The following is a 25,547-nucleotide window of genomic DNA, read 5'->3' on the forward strand; positions in this document are numbered from 1 at the left end:
TTTACAGCAGGTAGTATAAAGTCAGTGAACCGAACGCGTAGCGATATTAAACGGGATGCCATAATATGTGCTGCCAAGCAGGCATTTCAAACTTATGGCGTGGCCGGTACCAGCATGGACAAACTGGCAGAAATCGCCCAAGTGTCTAAGCGCACCGTTTATAATCACTTCCCGTCAAAAGAAGTGATAGTCATGCACCTTATACGTTCTTTATGGCACAAGTGCATGGTCAGTATTCCGGTACAGTATGAACCCGACACGGCACTGGAGCCGCAACTCACCCGGCTATTACGCGCTGAAATAGAACTGGTAACAGGCGAAGAATATCTGGAGCTGGCTAGAGTAGCCTTTGGTTATCTGTTTTATAATCCTGACCGGTTGCGCGACGAAGTAGACCAGCTTACAGCGCAGGAAACGGTGCTGCATCGCTGGATAAAGGCCGCCAGTGAAGACGAAAAGCTGCATATTACTGATCTCGCCTATAGCGTAAAAGAGTTATCCAGCTTAATAAAAGGGCACTGCTTCTGGCCCCAGTTAATGAAAATGGAGCCGCCGCTAGATGACAGCAACAAAGATTGTATTGCGCGCTGTACCGCCCAATTATTTTTAAGTCATTACGCTACCGCGTTAGCCCAATAGGTCTCGGGGCTAACCCTTATCGTTAACGTGATGCCAGAGCGTGCAAAGCATCTCCACTAAGCCGATACCCCAGCCATTCGCTTTTGGCTACGGCGCCAAGAGATTCATAAAAGTCGATGGCGGGCTGATTCCAGTCCAACACACTCCACTCAAAACGTCCGCAGTTGTGCGCCACAGCATGGCGCGCCAGATAGCTTAGCAAGGCGGTGCCAGCGCCATGGCCTCGGCGGTCAGGCGTAATATATAAATCTTCCAGGTACAAACCGTTGCGGCCCTGCCAGGTAGAATAATTGTAAAAATAGACGGCAAAACCTATTGGCTTGCCGTGTTCTTCGCATATCAGGCAATGCGAGGTGGCATTGTCGCCGAATAAGGTGGTTTGGATATCATTTACACTGGCTTCTACTTCATGTTCGGCTTTTTCGAAGATAGCGAGTTCGGTGATAAAGGTAAGGATTTGCTGACTGTCGTCAACTGTTGCGGGGCGAATTGTAAGTTCTGACACGTGGGCAGGATCCTGTCTGAATAAAAAAGTAGCTTAGCATAGCGGGGCAGGCGGGCCATAGTGCAGCCTACATTTACATCTGTAAATGCCTTTAGAAAGATATTTATTTACTTATAAATTATGGTGTTACATTTAATCTTTGAGCGCTTTTAAGCAACTGTAAAGCTAGGTATAGTGTGTTTACAGACGTCCTGTTACCCCTCGGCAAAACGGTAACAGAGTTCAGTACTCTTGCCAGCGGATAGACATTTGAGAATTTTTTTACTGCTTCTATTGTGCAGCGCCAGTTGCGTTACGGTAGCCGCGCCTCTCGCACAATACGACTACGCCCGTCAGCAGGTGCTGGCCCTGCCTGTGGGGCAACAACAAGATGCCCTAAACACCCATGCACTGTTACAGGCCGATAGCCCTGTGGCCCGCTATTATCGAATCTCACTGTCCTATGCATTGCAGGCGCACCCCGTTAAAGCAGTACAGCGTACCGCCCCGGCCACTCCGCCCTTAACCACCCCTACCGCACTTGATGATCTGATTATTGACCGAAGCCTGTTACTAGCCCTTGAACCTTTCGCCCGGGTGCATTTAGAAGCACGCCTGTTGCAATGGGCGCTAGCCGACGATTTATCCTATCAAACGCGTAGTGAGCAACTTAAACCCTTGTTAGATGAAGCGACGGATAAACAATGGCCAAGGCTTGAGCGCTGGGCCACCCGGTTGTGGGTACAAGCAGCAATAGCCAACGGGGATTACCTTACCGCTATTATGCAAATTCAGCATATAGCTGGTACTGCCAGTGCACTACGAACCCCCGTCGACGCGTTTGATTACCCGCTGGCGGCGGCGTACCTGGATATGGCGGATGCATTCTTTTATTTAGGTAATGCTGGAATGTCACTACAGTTTTGCCAGTTTTACAACCAGCATCTGGCTAGCGATCCCTTGCGGGTGGCGGCTGGCTTATTGTGCCAGATTCGCGCCCATACCAGTGACGGGCAATACAAAACCGTATGGCCGTTATTAAGCCAGTTGAATCATCTCGCTACTGCGCACCAGTTAACCTCAGTCAGAGTTAATTCAGCGCTAGCCTCTGCCCGGGTTTATTTGCATAAAGGAAATTACCGGTTAGCGGAAGAATTTGCCCAAGAGGCGCGGTTTCATGCCCGCCATAACGAATTAGCGTTCGCCCCCTGGCATTATGCGTATTATCAAATACGTATGCAGGCGTCGCTAGGGCGCGGGCAGGCCGCAGACGCTCGCCAACACTGGCAGAATATGATGCTGGGGTACAATTCGTTAGCCCAGGTGCAAGCACCGGGCTTCGAACGTATCAAACAATTAGTGCTGGAAGCCACCCTGCTGGGACTGGAACAGCAACACCAGCAAGCTTCACAGCGCTATCAGCAAATTCATGCACTGGAACATCGTCAGAAAAAGCAGTTCAGGTTGCTGGAACAATTGGCGGCGTTTACCGATGAAATCAGCCGACAGCAGTTGGCTTATCTGCAGCAGCAGGCACGGCTGAACGAAAGCCAGTCTCGCACCATGACTCACCTGGCTATTTTTACCAGTTTTTTTACCCTTATCCTGCTTATTTTACTGGTAAGGGTTTTCCGACAAAAACGTGAAATAGAACGCAATGTGACATACGACGGCCTGACTTCGCTGGATGCCCGTTGGTTTGCGCTGGATAAGATTCAACGGCACCTAAACAGCGGTGATAATCCGGGGTGCGTGGTATTGTTGGATATCGACCATTTTAGTGAGATTAACCAACATATCGGGCCTATTGAAGCGGATCAGGTACTTATACAGCTGGCACGGCTGTTTAAATATCAGGTGGGCAATAATAATATTATCGGCCGATACGGGGGAGAGAAATTTGTTTTTACCCTGTCAGGCTACCCGCTTGCCGCTGCTGAAAATTTTGTTGAGGACCTGCGGTGTGCCGTTAACCGCATGCAAGCGGGCCGCGACGCCCGTTTCAGTGTTGCCAAGTTAGGACCAATACATTTTTGTGCTGCCATCATTGAGGTCACGGCCAGGGCCAAAGTGGATATCATTATGGAGCGGTGTGAAAAGCAACTTTATCAGGCTAAAAGCCAGGGAAGTAATAAAACCTGTAGTTATGGGGGTGACCTGGCTGGGCAGTTATAAAAGCACTGTTAATATATGCGCCTAAAACCGCAACTATGTATACTGTCGCTAATCTAACTAAAAAACTGAATTGTGAATGCTGCTAAACGATGTTTTGCGACGCCTGCGCTTTGCGCTAAGCCTGGACAACAGCGCTACCATTAGTATCTTTAAGCTGGTTGACTATAGCCTTGAGGAAGACTATTTAACCAGCATGATGCGCCGCGAAGAAGAACCGGGTTTCTTACCTTGCCGGGATAAAATACTAGGCTTGTTTTTAGATGGGCTGATTATCAAAAACCGAGGTAAAAAAGAGGGCGTTACCCCCCCACCATTAGGTGCAGGCGATCGCCTGAGCAATAACGATATTCTTCGTAAAATCAAAATTGCTATGAATTACCAGCAAGATGACATGATGAATATATTGCGCGCGGCTGAGTTTCCGGTGGGCAAAAGTGAGTTAACAGCATTGTTTAGAAAATCGGACCATCGTAGCTATCGGCCGTGTAACGACCAGTTACTGAGAAACTTTTTACAAGGCATGGTTAAAGTGAACCGACCGGATGCCAAAAAGTCTCAAGGTAAACCTAAACCGTAAGCTCAACCACGCAAGGCCGTCCTTCGGTGTCAGCACACGATAGCCGCTTATTGTTTTGTTTAACCAATAATACCGGTCAATAGCGAGGCAGCATGGTCGAAGGGACGGTGTAAGCTAATGTCGTGGCAAAAGCGATATGGGCCAATAGGTTGCTGCAATAATTCACAAACCGCGATGCAGATTACACAATGCCATTCAGCTTATTATTCCCGCTACAATAAAATGTTTGGCGATGCGCCGGTTTATCAACAAATTATCCGACTGACTACACAGTTATGCATGTTAAAAAACAGGAGCAGTCTCTCAAAATGACAGGGTCACTGGCTATCGGAGGTTACCCGCAGCGTGTAGCAACCCGCATAATGTTCTTTATTGCGGGGATGATGACCGCCTCCTGGGCATCCATTATTCCGTTTATCAAACATAGCCTGAATGTAAGTGATAGTGTGATTGGAGGCTTTTTGCTTTGCCTGGGCGCGGGCGCTATGGCCGGCATGCCCCTGGCCGGTGTAGGTGCTAGCCGAATAGGCTGTCGGCCAGTATTGCTCACTTGTGTAGGTGGTTTCGCCCTGCTTTTTGCGTGTATACCGTTAGTTAACAGCCTCGTCGGGCTGGCTATTGTTTTATTGCTTTTTGGGATGTTGTTAGGCATTACCGATTGCGCTATGAATATTCAAGCGGTGGCCGTGGAAAAGGCTGCATCATTGCCTTTAATGTCTGGATTTCATGGCTTTTACAGTTTAGGCGGCATGGCCGGCGCGGTGTTTATGGCGCTACAATTAACGGTCCATGGCAATGTACTGGCCGCCTGTATGCTTACCTCATTCGTTATCATAGGACTAATGCTATGGAGCGTTAAAGGGCTATTGGGTAAATTGGCCGCCGACCCTGGCCCCTTATGGGTATTGCCAAAAAGTGTGGTGATATTGATTGGTATTGTATGCTGTATTTTATTTCTGGCAGAAGGCACTATCCTTGACTGGAGCGGGATATTTTTAATTGAATTTCGTCAGATATCGCCTTCATTGGCGGGGATGGGGATTGCCTGTTTCTCGGTGGCCATGACATTCGGCCGCTTAACCGGCGACACCATCGTCAGTCGGTTGGGCGCGCGAAAGGTTATTAACCTTGGGGCCATGACCGCGATTAGCGGTTTTTTAATTGTATTGCATATCAACCTTTGGCAAGTCGCGCTGGTGGGTTATGTGCTGATAGGCTTGGGTTGTGCGAATATTGTACCTATTATGTTTTCGGCTACCGGGCGGCAAACGGTAATGTCTCAGGCGATGGCCGTTACTGCGGTGTCAACCTTAGGCTATGTAGGGGTGTTGGCAGGGCCTGCACTGGTAGGTTTTAGCGCCGATATTATTAGTTTGCCTGTATCTTTACACATTATTTTACTATTACTTGGACTGGCTTGGTGGGTAAGCCGGCGCATACCCACAGAGTAAACGTTATGCTAACAATACACGATGAAGATGTGCTGTTTACGGCCCTACAAATACAGCAGGGTGTTGCGCAGGTAGCGGCAAAATTAAACCATCGTTATCAGGATTTGGTGATGATTACGGTCGTGCCCGGCGGGCTTTTTTTCAGTGCAGATCTAGCCCGTCAGTTAACAGCAAAACTCAGCATAGATACCATTTCCTGCCCCCACACGCCCGGCGAAAACGAAAATCGCTCACCGATCATATTTCAGCAAAATGTGCAGCTAACCGGACGTGATGTTGTATTAGTAGACGATGCCATAGAGTCTGGCGGCACAATGGCCCGGCTGGTTAGCTACCTCACCCAACACTATCAGCCGCGCTCGCTGGCGGTGGCAACATTATTTGTTAAAGCTGCCCGGCGAACCATCGAGATCCCCCAATATTATGCCTATGAAGTTGATACTGCTGATCTACTGGTGGGTTATGGACTACCGTGGAACGATCAGTACCGGAATCTACCGTATATTGCCTGCCTGCCAGCTAGTACGCGCTAAACTTCAACAAGGCACCACCCTAATCATAAACAGCACAGCCAAACGTACGATCGCTCACTCTCCCTCCTACGGCGCATGCGGGCAAATTTAGCGCAACGGCTATTATTGCCAGGAGTGAATGCATAATGCGCTTCAATCTGTTTGAAAATATCCCCTGAACAGTCTTTCTCATTGATGCAAAATAGCGGAAAATAGCCAGGTTAGTATGAAGTCCACGCCAGTCTGGTTGGTCATTTATAACAGGATTAAGACATGCCAAAGGCAAGTGAAATTAAAAAAAATAACACTATCGTATTTGATGGAAAGACCTGCATTGTAAGGGATATCGAGCGCTCCGTACCGCAGGGGCGTGCGGGCGGAAGTATTTATCGTATGCGAATGTACGATGTGGTGAGCGGCACCAAATTTGACGAAACGTTCAAAGATTCAGATATGCTCGAGATGGCCGACCTGGTTCGCCGGCCGGCTATGTTTTCTTATATGGATGGTGATGATTTTGTGTTTCTGGATAAAGAAGATTACACCCCTTATCACCTGCATAAAGACAGTATCGCTGATGAAGCGCTGTTTATTAATGATAAAACAGATGGCATTCAAGTGCTGATAGTTAGTGAAGCACCAGTGGCACTGGATTTACCCATGAGCGTGGAGCTGGAAGTGGTAGAAACAGATCCTTCAATCAAAGGCGCTTCCGCCACTTCTCGCACCAAGCCCGCTACTCTGTCAACTGGCTTGGTTATTCAAGTCCCTGAGTACATTAGTACCGGAGAGTGGGTTAAAATCAATACTGAAGAACGTAAATTTCAAAGCCGGGGCGATAAGCATTAACCGAGAAGGGTGACGCTTGCGCTATCATGGTGAACTGTGTGGTAACGCTGGTTTAGCGTATTGTATAAGGCGCTGAACATGCCAGGGCTGGTATATTAAGGCACCAGCTGGTTCAGGTCGCTTGCTGATACTTACCCAGCCCTGTGCGCTGCACATTGCAACAGCTAAACGCTATAGACAATTGTTCGATGCACGGTATAGCGTAAACGGTATAAAGGCTACCCGCGAGGCGGGTAGTTTACTGCTATTTACCGCACTGGCGTGGGTATTTCCAATACAATTTTACCCGCGTGCTGCTTTTCGGCAAAGACTTCCTGGGCTTGGTGGATATCTTTCAATGCAAAGGTATGGGCAACAATTGGGCGAATTTTTCCCTGTTCAATACTGCTAAGTAAGTTTTTAAAAACCGTTGGCCCCAGCACTGTGCAACCCAATAAACTCAAATCTTTTAAGTACAGCGTTCTAACATCCAGCTCAACCATAGCACCGGCTATAGCGCCAGCCACGGCGTAGCGAGAACCGGGTTTTAGCACCTGTAAAAATTGGGGCCACTGCTTGCCTGCCACCAGATCAATAACGACATCGACACTACTTTCACCCAAGGTGGAGACAAGGTCGGCATCACGGTCAATGGTTTCATCTGCCCCTAAGTCAAGTACAGGCTGTTTTTTAGCTGGGCTGGTAACGGCAATAACATAGGCGCCCCGTGCTTTAGCCAATTGAATAGCGGCAGATCCTACGCCCCCCGAAGCGCCTGTGATTAGCACTCGATCTGTGTTGACCACATTGGCGCGGGATAACATGTTTTCCGCAGTAGAATAGGAACAGGGAAAGGAAGCCAGTTCAACATCGGTAAGCGTGCTATTGATAGCGCAGGCGTGGCGGCTATCAACCACGGTATATTGCGCAAAACCGCCATCGCACTCTGAGCCTATATACCAGGGAACCTGGCGTTTCTCGCCATTAACATAGCTAAGGCAGGGTTCCACTAACACCCGCTCGCCTATCCGACTCTGGTCAATATTAGCACCCACCGCGACAATCTTGCCGCACACGTCAGCGCCCTGTATTCGGGGAAACCGTAACGGCTCAGCTGACCAACTGGCATCTTCATCGCTGCTATCACCTTTGGAATACCAAGCTGTTCTGGTGTTGATATCGGTGTTGTTTACCCCCGCGGCCGATACCTGCACTAATACTTCATCAGCGGTAGGTACTGGCACCGGAATATCAGTTCTGTACTCCAACATCTCGGGCCCACCATGGCCAGTCAGGTATACGCCTTTCATTGTATTGGAAATCATTGTCGTTGTGGCTCCTCGGTAATAAGTTGAGACAGTAACCTGTGCGCGGTATCAATAGCTTCATGGCCACGTACCGGCCATGCACTGGATACCCCTTCGTGCAGTAAAAATAGTGCAGTCGACAAGTCTTCACGCCCACTTTGCTGACCTAAAAAGTGTCTGACATCCTCTTTGTGCGTGGTTACTGCATCCGTAATAATGTGATTATCCGGATACGCCGCCATAGCATTCATCGACAAACAACCATTCGGAGCAAAGTCCTGCATCCATTGCTCCAGCCGATTAAAGATATGCTGAACCGCGGCAATCCCTATTGCAGGGGCATCTAACAGTAAAAAGTCCAGATAGCGCTGATGCCGAAATTGTAGCGCCGCTACAATCATCGCGTCCTTGGAAGGATAATATTTATATAGCGTGCGCAGGCTTACCTCACAGGCTTCTTTTAGCTGGGTTACACTTGGTTCGGCGAATCCGTACCGGCTGAACGCCACCTCCAGGTTTGCTGCTATCTGTTCTTTGCGCATTACTCACCATAGGTAGAATGTTTACTCTACTTTTAGGGTAGAGTAAACATTCTACTTCGTCAACACGGCGGAGTTAAACCTGTCTCAAGGACCGTGAATATAGCGGTTCAAAAACAAAAAAATAAAAAAATAAGTTGGTTATGCGCAAATATGCCAATATGCAAAATGTAGCTTATGACCAAATGCTTTGGCGGCGTCAGGCTATTAAGCGACCCATCACAACCGCGTTACACTGTATACCCATAGCAAAGCCAGAATCGGCGGCAAACTCAGGGGGTAGTAACCACTCAGGCGCTCACTTTTCGCACCGCTTTTGGTTAGCAAAAGCGGCACCATAACGCCTATATTATGTGTGACCAGACCGGTGTTTATAGTCTTACGTTACGCTCGCCTCCGTGCCTCGCCTTGGGCTGCCGCGAGCAACTGTGGGCCAGGGCCAAGGCGCCCATTATTTTCGAAATAGGCGACACCACGGGATAGAGTGTTGCCATAAAACGATACTAAGTATTCGACTGACTACGCGTTGCCGCTGGGCTACTTTTAAACAAGGCGCCAGCAAAGCAAACCAGAGTAGCGGTTTGTGCAGCTTACAAAGGGGTATGAAAAAAGCGTCCACGCCGCCTTATATATTTAGCTAGCCGGTAACAACTGGCAGTAGCAATAGCATGGGAAGAGGTGCGCAGTGAACAACATACAGCGCTACGAGCGCACAATGCATCTCTGCCTGCGTTTATCGGGATTTCTTAGCGCCGTAGCTCGTTAGCACTATGGCTTATTAGCACTATGGCACTTTGGTCGGGGTCGGGGCGGGGACGCGGGGCCAGGGCAGAGTGCAGCACATGAAAGAGGCCGCGTGTACGTTCGAAAAGGACCAAATCTGGTGGCATTATGTATTTAGCTATCCGGTAACAACTGGCAGTAGCAATAGCATGGGAAGAGGTGCGCGGTGAACAACATACAGCGTTACGAGCGCAAAAAGCATGTCAGCCTGAGTTTATCGGGGGTTCTTAGCGCCGTAGCTCGTTAGCACTATGGCTTATTAGCACTATGGCACTTTGGTCGGGGTCGGGTCGGGGTCGCGGGGCCAGGGCAGGGCGCAGCACATGAAAGAGGCCGCGTGTACGTTCGAAAAGGGCCAAATCTGGCGGCTTTAATACCACGCCATACAGCACATACAGATGCTCGTGCCCTGCTAAATGGCCGGCTGTCCGGTGAGCTTATTTGCATCTGTGGGGCGGGCTGGGCTGCACGCAGCATACGAACGCCAACATCTACGGCTAAACCAACCGCGATAAGTGCGGCAACATGGACTATACGGGGGAGCCTATAGTGGGGCTACCCGAATCATTATGAAACCTGCAGCATGACGAAATGTAAAAAAAAACAGCAAAGCGGCTGGTTGGGGTAGCCCGGGGGGAAGATCTACCACCATTAGTTAAGCCATAAATATGGCTAAAAGCGTTTTAAACCGAGACCGGTAAAAACCGGCATACAGCGTTATTACCCGCTTATTTCATTACGGATGTATTCATTATATTGATACCAGGCTATACATGTATAGCCTGGCACATTTTACTTTTAGTTAGAGCTGCGAAGGCTCGGCAGGCGCAGGCTTATTGTCGGGACTGCGCTTATTGCTGGCTACACGCCCCACCAGTCGGCCAATGTGGCTGAGGCCGCGGGTAATATCTTGTAGTACCATATACAAACAAGGCACCAGGATAAGGGTTACCAGAGTGGCATACATCACAGCAAATCCTAGCGCCGCAGCCATCGGTACAACAAAGGCGGCCTGCAGGCTGGTTTCAAACAATATTGGTAAAACGCCGGCAAAGGTAGTGATAGAGGTCAGGGTAATAGCACGAAAACGCGCTGTGCCGGCCTCTACTACCGCTTCTTTAATCGAATACCCTTGTGCACGACGCTGATTGACATAATCGGTCATGACCAGGGAGTCGTTAATAACCACCCCCGACGCAGCAATAATCCCGAAAAACGACATCATCGACAGGTCCAGATCCAGCAAGAAGTGCCCCCAAATAGCGCCGGTCATACTAAACGGGATAACTGACATTATAATCAGTGGCTGGCCGTAACTTTTCAGGGGGACCGCCAACAAGATATACACCATTACCATGGCCGCCATAAAGAATAACTGCTGCTCATTCTGTTGAGCCTGTTGTTCTTCAATATCCCCACCCAGCTCGCTCAATACCGACGGAAAAGCTTCCTTAAGCTGTGGAATCAGGTTTTCGTGGACATTTTCAACCACTTCATTAGGTTCGACTTTCTCTTCGTCAATAGAACCCCATACGTACACACTGCGATAGCCACCTTCACGACGTATGTAACTAATACCTGGCTTCTCACTTAAATTAGTCACATCCCCCAGCATCACTTCCTGCCCGGATGGGGTAGTAATAACAGAGTATTTTAGGTCAGCAAATCGTTCCCGGGTCAGTTGTGGGTATCGCACCATAACTTTTACTTCTTCGCCATCACGAATCACCCGCTGTGCCTCACCACCATAAAAACCTGCTCCCACCTGGCGGGCAATATCTGCCAGGCTTAAGCCTAGATCATAAGCAACGGGCCGCAAACTAAGCTGAACTTCTTTACTGGCAGGATCGATAGTGGAGCTCACATCAAACAATCCGGGTTGTTGTTGCAGCATCTCAATAAATTTACGTCCGGCTGCGTTTAACTCATCAATATTTGCGCCGTACAATAGGAAACCAAATTCGCCATCATCACCTCCGCTATTGACGTCATCGTATATTTGCAACGACTTCATACCGGCAATCTCGGGAATTCTTTCGCGCCAGCGTCGGGCCAGTTCAAAGGTGTTAAATGGTCGTAGTGTTTCGTCTACTAAAGGCACCACTACACGGCCCTCTGTACGACCCTGATTAAAGGCCAGTACATCACGCACCATATTCTGACCGGTTTCTTCCTTGGTCTCTTTATCAATCTCCCAAATAATTGCCTCTATTTGTTTCAGTGCATCAATAACTGCGCTATCTGAAACATTTTCGTTCATTGCAATACTAAACTGGGGGAAATCATGGGGCACTTTAGGGTTGGGCACAGTGCGTACGTAGTTGGCCATAATCAGACCTACGCTGATCATCAGTACTGCAAAAAATCCCGCAAATACAGTGTAACGCCAGGCTACCGCGCGTTCTACGGTACGCCGATAAGGGCCATGAACAAAGCCGTTAAAATGCTTATTAAAACGTGCCCGCCAGCTGTTTTCTTTGATAGGGGGGAATTTGGTATGCGCAATATGCGCGGGTAAAATAAGCTTGGACTCTATCAGGCTAAAGACCAGACATAAGATAACCACCACAGAGATATTATAGAAAAACGCGCCTTCCGGACCGCTGCTAAGTGTAGAGGGCGCAAACACAGCGATAGTGGTTAATACCCCAAAGGTAGCGGGCGTAGCGACCTTTTTGGCACCCCGTATGACATTGTCAATTCCTCCGCCTTTTTGTTCCACCTCCGTGTAGGCACTTTCACCTATGACGATGGCATCATCCACCACAATACCTAAGACCATGATAAAGGCGAACAGGGACAGAATATTAATGGTAACGCCAAATAGCGGCATCATCATAATCGCGCCTAAAAAGCAGATAGGGAGTCCTAACATTACCCAAAACGCCAGCCTGAAACGCAAAAACAAGGTAAGCAATAAGGCGACCAGTAACGCCCCTTGCGCCAGGTTCGACAGCATCATATTAAGCCGCGCATTCAGGTAATAAGTCATATCTACCAGGATCTCTAACGAAATACCGTTGGGTAGCGTCTTATTGCGAGCTTCGATGTAGTCTCTGACTGTTTGTGCAACCGGTACAATGTCCTGTGTGCGCGTTGCTTTAACGGCGATATAGATTGAGTTTTTGCCTGAATAGTTGAAGTACCATTCGCCTTCGGTAAAGCCATCGCGGATAGTGGCCACATCAGAAAGTAATACCCGCGCTCCGGTAGCGCCAAATTTGACCGGTATCTGGCCAAAATCTTTACCCGTGTAGTATTGGTTTTCTACCCGTACCGAGACTAAACCGGCATTGGTCCGCAGCTGGCCTGCCGAAATGTTAGCCGAATACTGGCTAATGGCCTGCGTGACTTCATCTATCGTTAAATTATATTTACGCAGCATATCCGGCATGATTTCAATCGCAATTTCATCTTCCGGGTATTCCACCTGCACCAGTGATACATTATCCAGTTGCAATAATTCATCTTCAATTTCACGGGCCAGTGGCTTCAATTGCTCCAGCGGTACATCCCCAACCAATGGCAGTTCTAGTACCTGTTGCTGAAATTCTTCCTGGTAAATCGTTACTGGCTCCATGCCGGCAGGGAAGGTGGCAATACTGTCTACACGCAATTTTACTTTGTCTAATACCTCGGTAAGCTCTGCCTTCTTATCTATTTCCAGCGTTACCCGCCCATTATTGCGAAAGGCCCGCGAGGTTACCTTATCGATTTCGGTAACATCTTTAATTGCCTCTTCAATTTTTATCATAATGCTTTCTTCAATTTCCTGCGGCGAAGCCCCGGGATATTGCGCAGCAATACTGATGTAATTGAACTCGATATTAGGGAACATTTGGCGCTGAATACTGCTAAAGCTAGCCAGTCCGACTACCAGAATAAAGCCCATTAACAGGTTAGCGGCCACAGAATTGCGCGCAAACCACGCAATCAGGCCTTTGTGCGTTTCGTAATCAGTTTTCATGTTGTTATCCTGTTACGTACGTGGGCGATGGGCAACCAAGTCCTGGTCGCTCTTTAGCACCTTAACCGGCATGCCTTCCTGGGGGTATTCAGGCGGCGTCATGACTATGCGGGCTCCATCAAAGTCCCCGGTAATAAAGAAGTCACCAGCTTCTTCACGCAGTACAGTCACTTGTTTTGCATACAGTTTGCCTTCGTCATCCAGCAGCCATAATTGGTTATTCGTTATCAGCTCCTGGGCCACCCGATAAACCTTGTCCAGGGTTTTGCCGCTAAAAGTAACATTGACATAGGTACCAAATTTCACTTTGGCTTCGCCACTGCGAATACCGTAAGGATCATCAATACGTAAAATAAGGTGCGTCATGCGGGTCGCGGTGTCGATAAGCCCGGCATCGCGATTGATCACAGCGGTAAACTCTGTGGCCATCGGACCGGCAGTGGAAACTACCGCCGGATGTTGGGCTAAATCAGCAGGAAGAAACGCGCGGTCAAAACCGGCTACCGGAAACATAATTTCTGCTGTTTCAACATTATTAAGGGTGGCAGTAAGGGTGCCCACGGTAACATAGTCACCCACACCAACTTCTTTTGTAGCTATCAGCGCATCGTAAGGAGCGGTGACTTCACAATTCGCCAAATCGCGACGCGCAATTTTCAACATGGCTTCGGCTGATTTTACTGCCGCCTGCGCGCTTAGCATTTGCGGCTTACGCAGGTATAAGTCAGAAATATTGCCACTGGTCAGGCTTTTTGCTTCCTGCTCGGCTACGCGCCCTTGGGCCTGTTCCTGGATGAGCTGGGCTTGCGCCGATGCTAATGCTGCTTCGGCTTGCAGTAAGGCTGCTTCATAGGTGTCTTTTTCAATGGTGAACAGTATATCCCCCCGTTTAACCAGCCCCCCGGTAACAAACGCCGGGTTCCAGCTCATTACCTCGCCATCGACCTGAGCCGCGAGGCGGGTACGCTCCAGTGGGGTGACTTCACCATAAGATGTAATTTGCACGGTGTAATCAACAGGGGAAAGTGTTTCAACAGTGACTACGGGGCGGGTATCTAACGCTTCTTTTACTGTTTCATCTGATGCAGTAGCTACAACAGCGTATGTGCCTAAACCGCCGACCACAATAACGGCCAGCGGGGCAACAAATTTAATCCATTTCATAAAATATCGCTTCTTTAGCAGATTTGTCCCTATGTTATACAGCTATGATAAGACAAACTTTGTACAAATGTAACGTAATGTTTAACATTCGTAAGCTGGGTAACATCCTGCGCAGTGACGCTTGCTAACCTAATGATAAAGTACTGGTTTTTTATTTTACGTCTGACACACTTTTTGCAACGTCCGCCGCCAGCAGCGTAACTAGCTCACGCATGTTAATGACCGCATGCTCAAACCCGTCTGCGGTTAATTCCCGCCGATAGTCAAAACGTTGCATAACGGGCTCGGCTGCAGCAGGGTACAGCCAAAAGTGGCCCCTCAGCACAACTTCATTATTGTTGGTAGCGATGAGGTCATCTACATGAATTGCCACATCGTGAACTGTGAGGTGTTCGTAAACGCCATTGGGTATCACATCTATGTGCTGTTCCTGCCACAAAGATTCACTGAGTGACTGAACTAAGCCGCTGGCTAGTGGCTCCGCCCAGACATGGCTGGAGGAAAAAAACACAGTTGCCGGCCCGGTCTGCATAGCCAGTCCCCGTTGCTTGAGATAATCAGGTAGTGCAATACGGTTAAACCGAATATGTGCAGTAGCGGCGCGTTGCTCTTTTTCGACCACTTTTGAGGGCGAGTGTAGGAGGTAATAATGCAAATTAACCGGGTCACTGGCGCAGCCTGATAATAACATCGCCGTCGCGGCGCTTATGGAGATGAACACGCGCTTCATTGCGACTTTCCTTTTGGTTTGGCCTGCGGTTGAATATCAACTTCGCGGTTATCAGAAAAGATAAAACTGTTAGGGGTTTGGTTAAGCTGCAACAACAAAGGTTGTAGGTTGCGTAAGGTGTCCTGCATAGCATCTACCGTTTCTTGTATTTCAGATGAACTCAGCCCGCCTTGCGAATAATTTCGCAATAGTCCCGACATGTCTGATAACACTTGATTCAGATTTTGGTTGAGCGCTTTTACATCGACCTCTGCCAGCACCTTATCAAAATCTGTACTGGTCTGTTCTAACGAGACTGCCGCAGCTTGCATATCGGTTATTACCTCGCGCACATCTGTGACCATATCACTAAGCGGCAACTGGTTTATCTTATCCAAAATAGCGTCGGCTTTTTGGGTAATTTGGGTGAATTCATTCGACATCGTGGGTATTACTTCCAGTCCGTTAACCACGGTGATACTGGTAGGTTTACTGTTTTTAGCATGGTGCAGGTCAATATATAAGCCGCCGGTGAGCACATTACCCATTCGCAATGTGGCCCGCAGATCCCGTTGAATCCAGCTGGAAAGGGTTTCTTTTACCTTTTGCAACGCCTGGTGGCTATCTTGCTGACGAACTTTACCCGGATAGATATTAATGAGTACCGGTATAGGGAAGTTCTCATCCAATATATTACCTTCAACCTGTTCTACTGCATTAATTTTTACCACTTCACCAATTTCAATGCCGCGGTATTCCACCGGTGCTCCCACGGTCAGGCCGCGCACGGTTTCATCAATTAACAGTAAGTATTCGGCGGACAATTTATAGCGGGCATTGGAGGCCGCGCCTTCATCTTCATATACAGTAAAAGTGGCATCCTCTCTTACTTGCTGGCCGGGCAGAATCCCTTTAGGGATACCAAATGTTACGCCGTTTGCTAACAGAGTTTCCAGGCTGCCAGTTTCAATTTTCACACCGCCCGAACGTAATTGTAGTTTTACCCCGCTGATATTCCAGAACCGGGTATTACGGGTAACCAGCTTATGGTAAGGGCTTTCAATAAAGGCGCTGTAATACACCACGCGCTCTTCAATATTAAATTCGGCTTCTTCAAATTCGCCTACTTTAAAGCCTTTATAAATGATTGGGTCGCCAGATTTGAAGGCAAAGCGGTCATCACTTTTCAGCGTTAAATGTAGTCCCGGGGTGCCCGGTGGCGTAGCGGGGGGCCGCTCCAGCGCCACAAAATGACGTTGTTCCGCGCCTTTATCATTGCCCGACATAGCAATATAACTGCCTGATAACAGGGTGTTAAGCCCACTGACTTCGGAAAAGCTGATGCGCGGGGCCACCATCCAGAATTTTGTGTTTTCTGTAAGCAGGCGTTCGGCACTGGCTTCCATGCGGGCGGTAACCAATACGCCGTCAAGATCGGGTTTGAGTTCTATCTTTTTTACCTGGCCAACATCGAAGTCACGCACCTTGATGGTGGTTTTGTTTACTTCAATACCACTGGCTGATTTCAACTCAATAGTAATAAGCGGGCCCTGGTTTTTCCATTGGGTATACACCATCCAGCCGCCTACGATGACTACCAAAATAGGTACAATCCATATTTTGGATATTCGTCGGGTGGATTTTACCTTTGCCTGTTCACTCATTAATTGTTTTCCTATCTATCCATATCAGCCTGGAATCAAACGTAATAGCAGCGACCATGGTAACAAATACCACGGCACAAAATGCTAACGCTGCAGGGCCCGGATATATTGAAATAGTATTTCCCAGTTGAATTAAGCCAACCAGTATCGCGACCACAAATACGTCTATCATCGACCAGCGGCCAATTGCTTCGGTGAAGCGGTAAAACTTAACCCGGGTTTGTCGGCGCTGGCTGAAACGATGCTGCACGGTAAAGTTCAGCCAGGCCAGAATAGCAATTTTAGCCACCGGCACCGCCACGCTGGCTATCAGAATAACGATGGCTACCGGGTAGGATCCTGACTGCCATAATGAAATTGCGCCGCCCACAATGGTGCTGGGTTCACTGCGGCCAAATAACTCAGTATGCATGATAGGTAGTACATTGGCCGGTATATACAGCAGCGCGGCTACCAACAACAGTGCCCAGGTGCGCTGAACGCTCACTGAGGCACCGCTTACCGTCAGTTTTTTGGGTTTGGGTAAACGATTGCGAAAAAGCCATAGGCCCAGCCGGTTCTTATCATAATTTACCAATGCCAGGGTCAGGCATATAGCAAAACCAATAAAGGTATAAAACGAAATGCCATAACTAACTTCAGCCAGCGAGGTAATTTTAATCAGGCTAACCAGTGTGCCCACCATAAATACTTCAGCCATGCTCCATTGACTTAACGTATTCACACTGCGGTAGGCCAGGCGCAGGCCCGGCCAGCGCTGATTACGAATACATAATAAGGATAATACTGAGATACCCAGCAGAACAATAAACGGAATTATCAAAATGGCCAGGGCGGTAATTACCGCCAGGGATAAATAGTCTTGTTCAATAAGCACATTGAGGGTATCGGTAATATTAATGCTGTGCTGTTGGCCGTTACTTTTAAAAATGAGAAAATTAAAGGGCAGGCTAAGGAGTAATAAGAACAACCCGGAAACGGCAAATGCCAGACTATGCTCATGGCCGTTTTTGCGAAAACTGAGTAGCTCGTGCTCACATTTAGGACAAAACGCCTCCTGGCAATGGCTCAGAGGGGGAATGGCTACATCGGTGTAGCATTGATCACAAGTTATGGTGGTCTGTTGCCCCGTGGCGCTCATATTACATCGCTGTATAGATTGGCTAAGAGTTTACCGGATAACAGCCACTATGAAAGTGGTAGCGGGTATCGGCATAGTGCATTTATAGCATTAATTATAATAGCATTTTACGCGCTGATCAGATCATTTGCTGCTATTGAAAAGTGTTACGAAAAGAATAGCTTACCCCTTTGTAAAAAGATACAAAAAAGCCGGTCTTATAACCGGCTTCAACTATGGGGTACGGCTCGTTAGAACGAGGCACTACCTGGTGTACGCGGGAAGGGAATGACATCCCTGACATTCTGCATGCCAGTAACGTACGCAACCAGGCGTTCAAAACCAAGGCCGAATCCAGCATGGGGCACGGTACCGTAGCGGCGCAAATCGCGATACCAGGCATAATCTTCTTTGCTCAGGTTCATCTCTGCCAAGCGCGCATCAAATACATCCAGCCGCTCTTCACGTTGCGAGCCGCCGATGATTTCGCCGATACCTGGCGCCAGAACATCCATCGCGGCAACCGTTTTACCGTCTTCATTCAGGCGCATATAAAACGCTTTGATGTCTTTCGGGTAGTTTTGCATGATGATGGGCGCACCTACGTGCTCTTCAGCGAGGTAACGCTCGTGTTCAGAAGATAAATCGACACCCCATTCCACTGGGAATTCAAAGGTTTTGCCACATTTTTGCAATATATCGATGGCATCGGTGTAATCCATCCGCACGAAGTCTGAATCAACCAGCTTTTGCAACCGATCGACTGCGTCTTTATTAATACGCTGGGCAAAAAAGGCCATATCATCAGCACGTTCCTGCAAGACTGCCTTGCACACGTACTTCAGCATATCTTCAGCCAGTTGGGCAACATCGGCAAGTTCTGCAAACGCCACTTCTGGCTCAATCATCCAGAACTCGGCCAAATGGCGCGACGTGTTGCTGTTTTCTGCCCGAAAGGTAGGCCCGAATGTGTAAACCTTCGACATAGCAGTACAATAGGTTTCAACATTTAGCTGGCCTGATACCGTCAGATAGGTTTCCTTACCAAAAAAATCTTCGCTGTAATCAATGTCACCTTTATCTGTTTTTGGCGGATTCATCATGTCCAGCGTGGATACACGAAACATTTCACCGGCGCCTTCAGTATCGCTGGCAGTAATAACCGGCGTACTTATCCAGAAATAGCCTTTTTCATGGAAAAAGCGGTGGATAGCCTGCGATAAACAGTTACGAACCCGCGTTACTGCGCCGATAACATTGGTACGTGGGCGCAAGTGAGCATGCTCACGCAAATACTCAATCGAATGGCGCTTAGCAGCCATAGGATAACTATCGGGGTTTTCCACCCAGCCAATAACTTCCACCTGCTCGGCTTCCAGTTCAATGGCCTGGCCCTGACCCTGCGATTCTTTGACCTTGGCACTGACGGCCAGCGAACAGCCTGTCGTCAGGCGCTGGATATCAGCATAATTAGGCAGAGAATTTAACGCGATTACCTGCACGGCATCAAAGCAACTGCCATCGTGCAAAGCAATAAAGGACAAACCGGCTTTTGAGTCCCGGCGTGTTCTTACCCAACCTTTTACGGTCACCGTTTCGCCTACCGCGTACTTGCCCTCAAGTACCTCGACAACGGGCGCATGCGTCATTGTATATTCTCCGTCACAGTTTATAGATTAGCTATTGCGAGACATCATCGCACACTCCGTGGGAGCATGCATCTTGTCTGATAAAACCGGGGGGCATAGCCGAATATTGCGTCATATATCCCCAACCTGTCGCCTTATTTTTCAGGTTGTGAAAAAGTACCAACCTAAGAAAAAGTGACCCCGATAACCCGATTTAGACGAATTCCTGATGTCTCGCGTATAAAGTCAGGCTAGTATACTTAAACCATAACGGGATGCCAGAGTTCATTAATGCATACACACGCCCACCATAGCCCCGGGGCGGGCCATCGTCCTGAGTTGAATAACCGGCGTCAGCAACCGCGAAAATACAACGCGGTGTATCAGGTTGCGGTGGGGTTAAACGTTGCCGCCTGGTTGGTATTATTCGGCGCTCTCCTGGTATTTCATTTCGCGCGGCCTGACTTTATCGCGGGGGTGCAGCGTTACTGGAACTTACCGGGTAATACCCTTTGGTCGGCAGAGTTGGTTCAATGGTTATTTTTATTACTACAAGTGTGTTTAAGCCTGGGGCTGGTGGCTATCGGCATTAAATGGCGGCGCAATCGCCGCCGCCATGATGAATTTGGGGTTAACTTATTTATCCTGTTAGGGATAGGCCTGCTCAGCTTGCTTGGGCTGGCGCTAAACTTTGGCTAAACAAATGCAGAGTTAATCAAATACCACGTATAACCTACATACCCCAATACAAACACACTGCCTTCCAACCGGTTAAGACGCCCCTGACCCTTAATGCCAATGCAGAAAACAAACAGGGCCACCGACACGCCGAGCATAATCATAATATCCCGATAGAAAAAGCTGCTATCAATGGCGGTTGGGTGAATAGTGCCCGCCAAACCAACCACGGCAAGCGTATTAAACATATTCGAACCAATCACGTTACCCAACGCTAAATCATGCTCGTTTTTACGGACCGCCATAAGCGAAGAGGCAAGCTCGGGTAATGACGTGCCAATGGCAATCACTGTCAGGCCTATGATGGTATCGCTGACACCAAAATGGCTGGCCACTTCCACCGCTCCCCAGACCAGAATGCGGGAGCTGGCAATCAGTAACACTAAACCTGCCAGCAGCCATACCAGATTCATTTTAACCGGCGAAACACTGGCGCTGATTTGTTCTGAATATTCATCAGCAAGGTTGTCGCCACTGCCTTTCATGCCTTGCCAAACACTCCAGCCAATCAAAATGACGAACAGGCCTAACAGGGTAAAGGCGTCATCTTTAGACAGGGCCAAGTCCATCAGTTGCCACGCCGCAATAAACGTGATGGCTAGCATAATGGGCAACTCGCGTTTGATAATTTCCGAGCGCACCGCAATAGGGCTGACGATAGCGGTTAAGCCAAGAATCAACGCAATATTAGCAATGTTAGAACCAAACGCATTACCCAGCGCAATACCTGAATTGCCTTGCGTTGCTGCAAATACCGATACAATGATCTCCGGCGCTGAGGTACCAAAACCAATAATCAACATACCAATAAGCAGTGGCGACACCCCAAAATGTCGGGCGATGCCTGCTGAGCCGTCAACAAACTTACCGGCGCTCCATAATAAAACCGGCAAACCAATTAAAATAGCAACCGTTGGCAAAACCATAAAAACTCCTAAAAACCGCAATCCGGCAATAATACGTCAATTGTTGTAGCAGGTACGTTTTTCATCACAAAAGCTCATCGTTACGATGAAAATTTACCGTGCTGATTTTACTATGCAAAAAGCGCGCTTGCATTACACTTTCAGCCACATAAGTTGAGGTTCGGCGCAATTGGGTGTCTTCGCCTTCAACACGACTAAAATAAGATTCCGATTATGCATAACACATTGATTGTGGCCGATGACTTAAGCCCTTTTGCGCAGACCAGCCTGAACGTTATTACGTTCGATAGTTATCTGGCAGACTTTCCTAAACTTAATGAGCCAAAGACCCGGGTCATCAACCTGTGCGATACGGGCAAGTATTTGTCGCAAGGATACTATTGTTCACTGCTGGCCCAGGCGCGTAAGCATGGCGTACTGCCTGCGGTAAAAACAATCAATGACCTACGAATGACGGACGAAGGGCATGGCTTACCACGGTTGTCATTACCCGATACCTTCATCTGGCCAGACAACGAATCCCTGCCTGATGCCATTTATGTACTGTTTGGACAAACGAAAGATCAGCATTTTGCCAAGGTGGCAGAAGTGGCTTTTCGCTACTATCCCTGCCCGATTTTAAAACTGACCGTACATTTAGCCGGCGAAAATGCAGTCACTTCTACCGGTGGGCCAATAGGCGTGGTGGAGTGCGAGGCCATTGGTTTTAATGATGTGCCTGCCTCGCTGCAGGGGTTTGCGATTGAACGCTTACAGGCATTTACCGAATCGCATTGGCGTGAGCGCCCGCAAAGCAAAAAAATGCGTTGGGATATGGCAATTTTGGTTAACCCGGATGAAACCACACCACCAAGCGATAAAAAAGCCATCAGCCAGTTTGTGAAAGCCGCGCACAATGTGGGTATTAATGCCGAAGTGGTCAGCCATTTACGCCCCGACGATGTGGGCCATTATGATGCCTTGTTAATCCGTGAAACAACGGCCATTGACCATCATACATACCGCTTGGCGCGCGCCGCTGAACGGGAAGGGTTGGTGGTGATTGACGATACCCAGTCAATATTACGGTGTTGCAACAAAGTATTTTTACAGGACGCTTTCACCTATCAGCAGGTGCCTGCGCCGCAAAGCCAGTTTGTCTCCTCTCATGAGGATAGCGTATGTGAAAAGCTGATCAGCGACTTAGGGCTGCCGCTGGTCTTGAAGCTGCCGGAAAGCTCGTTCAGTCGGGGGGTGTATAAAGTTGAAGATGCTGCTGAATTAAAGGCCAGACTGGTCGAGATGCTTAGTGCGTCTGCGTTGGTGCTGGTACAGGAATATGTTTACACCGAATTCGACTGGCGTATTGGTATGCTGGGTGGCAAACCTATTTATGCCTGCAAATACTATATGGCAAGAAATCACTGGCAAATTTATAACCACAAAGGTGACGGTACCGATTCAGGTGATTTTGCCACTATGCCTACCTTTGAAGTACCCAAAGCGGTACTGCAGGCAGCGACCAAGGCCGCCAAAGTGGTGGGTAATGGGTTATACGGCGTAGATATTAAGCAGTCTGGTAATAAGGTTTATGTGATTGAAGTAAATGATAACCCGAGTATTGATTCCGGTGTGGAAGACAAATACCTGGGTAAAGCCCTGTACGAACTAATTATGCAGGAATTTGTTAACCGCCTGGAGTTAAGGGGGCGCTAATGGAAGCCCTGATCTTGCCTGCGGGCAGTGAAATTGAAACCCGTGAAGTGGCTGCGGCTGACGTCGCCAGGCTATGGGCATTGGAGCAGCGCTGCTTTGTGGCAGACCGGCTAAGCCAGCGCCGAATGCGTTTTTATGTCAACGCCGCTCATGCCGAATTTATTCTAGCTGAACAGGATGGCGAGTTGTTGGGCTATGCCTTGTTGTTATTGCGTCGGGGGACCCAACTCACCCGGCTTTACTCTATCGCAGTGGCGCCTGAAGCCAGAGGCAAAGGCATTGCCCAGTACCTGATTGACGAGCTGCAAAGGAGGGCTCTGGAGCGGGGAAAGCGATTTATGAGGCTGGAAGTGGCGGAGGACAACGACGCTGCGATCCGGCTATATCAACGCCTGGGATTTAGCCAGTTTGGTATATACCCTGGCTATTATGCTAATAATGCCAACGCATTACGGATGCAAAAGGTGCTTAGCCACCCGGCTACCTATGCCCCTGCAAATGCGTACCCGTGGTATCGGCAAACCACCGAATTTACCTGCGGGCCGGCAGCGTTGATGATGGCAATGCGGGCGCTAAGCGCAAATGTTGATATGTCGCAAACCGAAGAGTTGCGCCTTTGGCGGCGGGCTACCACTATTTTCATGACCTCAGGTCACGGTGGTTGTCATCCGCTAGGACTGGCGTTAGCGGCGGTAGATGAAGGTTTTACAGCTAGCGTGTGGTTGAACCGGCAATTGCCGCTGTTTTCTGATGGCGTGCGCAGTACCCATAAAAAGCACATTATCGAAGTGGTGGAAGCTGATTTTGCTGAGCAGGCCGAACAAAAAGCGGTCGCGATAGAGTATCGGGAATGGCGTATAGATGATTTGGTAGCGACACTGGCCAGTGGCCATACGGTGGTCTGTTTAATCAGCACGTACCAGTTCGATAAACGCAAAGCGCCCCACTGGGTGACGATTACCGGCATTGATGAGCGCTGTGTGTATATTCACGACCCTGATCCTGAAAATGTAGATGAACATGTGGAGTGTCAGCATATTCCCATTGCCAAAGACGATTTTTTGCGTCTGGCTAGCTATGGCAAACGTAAAATTCGTACGGCTGTGGTTATTGCGAGCTCACTATAATCAGCATAAATCTGTGCCTCTTACCATGCGGTCTGGGAGGCCAGGTGCAAAATATCAAGGGCTATGGTTAACAAGTGAGTAAGGCAAACCGGAAAGGCCAAAAAGGGAAATAGCGCCCGTTTCATACCCAGACCGCCGCACTGTTACCCTGTGATCGCCGCGCTAAGCCGGGTGAGTCGCCGAACAGCGTAGTACTGCGAGGGCATTCGCAGCACGGAAAAATCCGCTTGGGAAACCAGCATAAAATATGGCCGCGCGGGTTGGCCATCCTTAATAAACCGACCTATATAAAAAGCCCGGCGAACATGTTCGGCGGGCTTAAGTGTTCATCTGACATCGGCACATTATCTTTGAGACCGCAGCATCTTTGCGACCGCAGCATCTTTGCTACCGCAGCGCGCACCGGCGCCGGGAAAGCCGCTCAGTGATGACGAGTATTGCCGGCAATACGTTGATCGAATTCTTTTAGCGAAGACACCAACGCGTTAAGCTCGCTGGCACTGCCATTATAGACAGCGGGCTTGGTAAAGGCATGCCCTTTAACAGCGCGATCAAAAGGATGATTGGAGTCGAAATTTTCCGTTTGTGCTTGTAGCCTGCTCCATTCTTTCATCATAGAAGACGGAATGGCATGCCGCTTAGCGACGAGTTTGTCTCTAATTTGCAACGCTTGTCCAATCAATAATGTATTTTCATTTTTCATAATACAACCTGCTTATTCGCGGTAAATTCAAAAACCTTTTACGCATCAGGTCTATGAGTCTTACATCTGGCTCATCGGCACTTGTCAAAGGTTTACACTCCTAACAGGTTTTGCAAAATGAATACCGGGATGTCACGAATCCGTCATCAATATGTCATGAAGCCCTTGTGGGGTATAGGATAGCAATGTTTCCCTTACCCGTTAGTAACGGCCGGCAAACCAGCGGCATGTCATACTTTGTTTGTAAATGTGAGGGATCAGGTGTGTAAGTGTGTCTTACCTTGTGATCGGGCTTCGCGGCGGCGCTGGCGAATACGGCGTACCCCGCGCACGCACCATAGCGGCGACCAGATAAACACATTAATGAATAAGGCTAACAATAAGCTATAAAGCACGGCCGACGGGGCAAGTGGCAAAGAAGGAGCAAAATTTTCGCCGACCCGTTTTAATGTAGTGAAGCGCTTGGGGTCGAACATATACCAGGCCTGCTTGAAGTAATTACCCTGGTTTAACACGTTAAGCCCATACTGCAAATTATGGAACGTCTCCAGGGTGCGGGCCTTATTGCGCGCGTCTTCGCGAACCAGTGCCACGTCGTTTTGTTCCAAAGCAGCAATCATTTGCGCCACATTGCTATAGCCAAATTGGTTTGCCAGCGCCTGATATTCTTCTATCGTGCGCTGCGTAGCATCATAATAACCGCTCAGGTATTGCCGATAATGGTCAGCAAGGATGGGAATCTGCATGGCGGCGATAAGCAGCACGGCAAATAGAAATTTATCAACCAGATTAAACAGCACCTTCATACAGA

Annotated in this window: 21 protein-coding genes; 9 read left to right on the forward strand and 12 right to left on the reverse strand. The window is 48.7% G+C overall.

Features of this window, described 5'->3' with window-relative positions; all coding sequences use genetic code 11:
- The first annotated feature begins 24 nt into the window (after nucleotides 1-24).
- Nucleotides 25-639, forward strand: a complete 615-nt coding sequence (locus D0Y50_RS05970) for a TetR/AcrR family transcriptional regulator (protein WP_232366466.1) — start codon at nucleotides 25-27, stop codon at nucleotides 637-639.
- Between the two features lie 22 nt (nucleotides 640-661).
- Here the strand turns inward: D0Y50_RS05970 and D0Y50_RS05975 are convergent, their stop codons facing one another.
- Nucleotides 662-1,144: a GNAT family N-acetyltransferase gene (locus D0Y50_RS05975; RefSeq protein WP_117315950.1), complete on the reverse strand. Its 483-nt coding sequence runs from the start codon at nucleotides 1,142-1,144 to the stop codon at nucleotides 662-664.
- Between the two features lie 249 nt (nucleotides 1,145-1,393).
- Between D0Y50_RS05975 and D0Y50_RS05980 the strand changes: the two genes are divergently transcribed.
- From D0Y50_RS05980 to efpL, 5 genes are all read left to right on the forward strand, one after another.
- A complete protein-coding gene (locus D0Y50_RS05980) occupies nucleotides 1,394-3,298 on the forward strand; it encodes a GGDEF domain-containing protein (RefSeq protein ID WP_117315953.1) in 1,905 nt (634 codons plus the stop codon).
- 76 nt (nucleotides 3,299-3,374) lie between these two features.
- On the forward strand, nucleotides 3,375-3,875 hold the full coding sequence (locus tag D0Y50_RS05985) for a YehS family protein (RefSeq protein WP_117315955.1): 501 nt from the start codon (nucleotides 3,375-3,377) through the stop codon (nucleotides 3,873-3,875).
- A 308-nt stretch (nucleotides 3,876-4,183) separates the two neighbouring features.
- Entirely contained in the window at nucleotides 4,184-5,326 is a 1,143-nt protein-coding gene (locus D0Y50_RS05990; protein ID WP_218023562.1) for an MFS transporter, read from the forward strand.
- A gap of 5 nt (nucleotides 5,327-5,331) precedes the next feature.
- Nucleotides 5,332-5,859, forward strand: a complete 528-nt coding sequence (locus tag D0Y50_RS05995; RefSeq protein ID WP_108566586.1) for a phosphoribosyltransferase — start codon at nucleotides 5,332-5,334, stop codon at nucleotides 5,857-5,859.
- Nucleotides 5,860-6,111: 252 nt separating this feature from the next.
- Nucleotides 6,112-6,687, forward strand: coding sequence for an elongation factor P-like protein EfpL (gene efpL / locus D0Y50_RS06000; RefSeq protein WP_117315957.1), 576 nt, complete (start codon nucleotides 6,112-6,114; stop codon nucleotides 6,685-6,687).
- 248 nt (nucleotides 6,688-6,935) lie between these two features.
- Here efpL and D0Y50_RS06005 read toward each other — a convergent pair whose 3' ends face one another.
- The 8 genes from D0Y50_RS06005 to asnS all read right to left on the reverse strand — a co-directional run bounded on the left by D0Y50_RS06005 (nucleotide 6,936) and on the right by asnS (nucleotide 19,568).
- On the reverse strand, nucleotides 6,936-7,991 hold the full coding sequence (locus tag D0Y50_RS06005) for an alcohol dehydrogenase family protein (protein WP_117315959.1): 1,056 nt from the start codon (nucleotides 7,989-7,991) through the stop codon (nucleotides 6,936-6,938).
- Nucleotides 7,988-8,515, reverse strand: coding sequence for a TetR/AcrR family transcriptional regulator (locus D0Y50_RS06010; protein ID WP_117315961.1), 528 nt, complete (start codon nucleotides 8,513-8,515; stop codon nucleotides 7,988-7,990). The genes D0Y50_RS06005 and D0Y50_RS06010 overlap by 4 nt, the downstream gene beginning before the upstream one ends.
- A 1,582-nt stretch (nucleotides 8,516-10,097) precedes the next feature.
- On the reverse strand, nucleotides 10,098-13,262 hold the full coding sequence (locus tag D0Y50_RS06015) for an efflux RND transporter permease subunit (protein WP_108566590.1): 3,165 nt from the start codon (nucleotides 13,260-13,262) through the stop codon (nucleotides 10,098-10,100).
- Nucleotides 13,263-13,274: 12 nt separating this feature from the next.
- Nucleotides 13,275-14,426 carry an efflux RND transporter periplasmic adaptor subunit gene (locus tag D0Y50_RS06020; RefSeq protein ID WP_108566591.1) on the reverse strand — a complete coding sequence of 384 codons (1,152 nt, stop codon included), beginning with the start codon at nucleotides 14,424-14,426 and terminating at the stop codon, nucleotides 13,275-13,277.
- A 151-nt stretch (nucleotides 14,427-14,577) separates the two neighbouring features.
- Nucleotides 14,578-15,156 carry a PqiC family protein gene (locus D0Y50_RS06025; protein WP_117315963.1) on the reverse strand — a complete coding sequence of 193 codons (579 nt, stop codon included), beginning with the start codon at nucleotides 15,154-15,156 and terminating at the stop codon, nucleotides 14,578-14,580.
- The gene (gene pqiB, locus D0Y50_RS06030) at nucleotides 15,153-16,799 is read right to left on the reverse strand and encodes an intermembrane transport protein PqiB (RefSeq protein ID WP_108566593.1); all 1,647 of its coding nucleotides are present in this window, start codon (nucleotides 16,797-16,799) and stop codon (nucleotides 15,153-15,155) included. Before pqiB ends, D0Y50_RS06025 begins: the two co-directional genes overlap by 4 nt.
- Nucleotides 16,792-17,940 (reverse strand): paraquat-inducible protein A, encoded by a 1,149-nt coding sequence (locus D0Y50_RS06035; protein ID WP_108566594.1) that lies wholly within the window; start codon nucleotides 17,938-17,940, stop codon nucleotides 16,792-16,794. The genes pqiB and D0Y50_RS06035 overlap by 8 nt, the downstream gene beginning before the upstream one ends.
- 230 nt (nucleotides 17,941-18,170) lie before the next feature.
- Entirely contained in the window at nucleotides 18,171-19,568 is a 1,398-nt protein-coding gene (gene asnS / locus D0Y50_RS06040; protein ID WP_117315965.1) for an asparagine--tRNA ligase, read from the reverse strand.
- Nucleotides 19,569-19,838: 270 nt separating this feature from the next.
- Here asnS and D0Y50_RS06045 point away from each other — a divergent pair, with 270 nt between their 5' ends.
- On the forward strand, nucleotides 19,839-20,246 hold the full coding sequence (locus tag D0Y50_RS06045) for a hypothetical protein (RefSeq protein WP_117315966.1): 408 nt from the start codon (nucleotides 19,839-19,841) through the stop codon (nucleotides 20,244-20,246).
- Here the strand turns inward: D0Y50_RS06045 and D0Y50_RS06050 are convergent.
- Nucleotides 20,243-21,211, reverse strand: a complete 969-nt coding sequence (locus D0Y50_RS06050) for a calcium/sodium antiporter (RefSeq protein WP_108566597.1) — start codon at nucleotides 21,209-21,211, stop codon at nucleotides 20,243-20,245. The genes D0Y50_RS06045 and D0Y50_RS06050 overlap by 4 nt on opposite strands.
- A 213-nt stretch (nucleotides 21,212-21,424) precedes the next feature.
- Here D0Y50_RS06050 and D0Y50_RS06055 point away from each other — a divergent pair, with 213 nt between their 5' ends.
- Complete coding sequence (locus D0Y50_RS06055) at nucleotides 21,425-22,906, forward strand: RimK family protein (protein WP_108566598.1); 1,482 nt, start codon at nucleotides 21,425-21,427, stop codon at nucleotides 22,904-22,906.
- Entirely contained in the window at nucleotides 22,906-24,033 is a 1,128-nt protein-coding gene (locus D0Y50_RS06060; protein ID WP_108566599.1) for a GNAT family N-acetyltransferase/peptidase C39 family protein, read from the forward strand. Before D0Y50_RS06055 ends, D0Y50_RS06060 begins: the two co-directional genes overlap by 1 nt.
- A gap of 421 nt (nucleotides 24,034-24,454) precedes the next feature.
- Here D0Y50_RS06060 and D0Y50_RS06070 read toward each other — a convergent pair whose 3' ends face one another.
- Both D0Y50_RS06070 and D0Y50_RS06075 read right to left on the reverse strand, forming a co-directional pair.
- Nucleotides 24,455-24,736 (reverse strand): hypothetical protein, encoded by a 282-nt coding sequence (locus D0Y50_RS06070; protein ID WP_108566600.1) that lies wholly within the window; start codon nucleotides 24,734-24,736, stop codon nucleotides 24,455-24,457.
- A 257-nt stretch (nucleotides 24,737-24,993) separates the two neighbouring features.
- Nucleotides 24,994-25,542, reverse strand: a complete 549-nt coding sequence (locus D0Y50_RS06075) for a DUF2937 family protein (protein ID WP_108566601.1) — start codon at nucleotides 25,540-25,542, stop codon at nucleotides 24,994-24,996.
- Between the last annotated feature and the right edge of the window lie 5 nt (nucleotides 25,543-25,547).

This window comes from Salinimonas sediminis (assembly GCF_003429285.1).
Lineage (GTDB): Bacteria > Pseudomonadota > Gammaproteobacteria > Enterobacterales > Alteromonadaceae > Alteromonas > Alteromonas indica.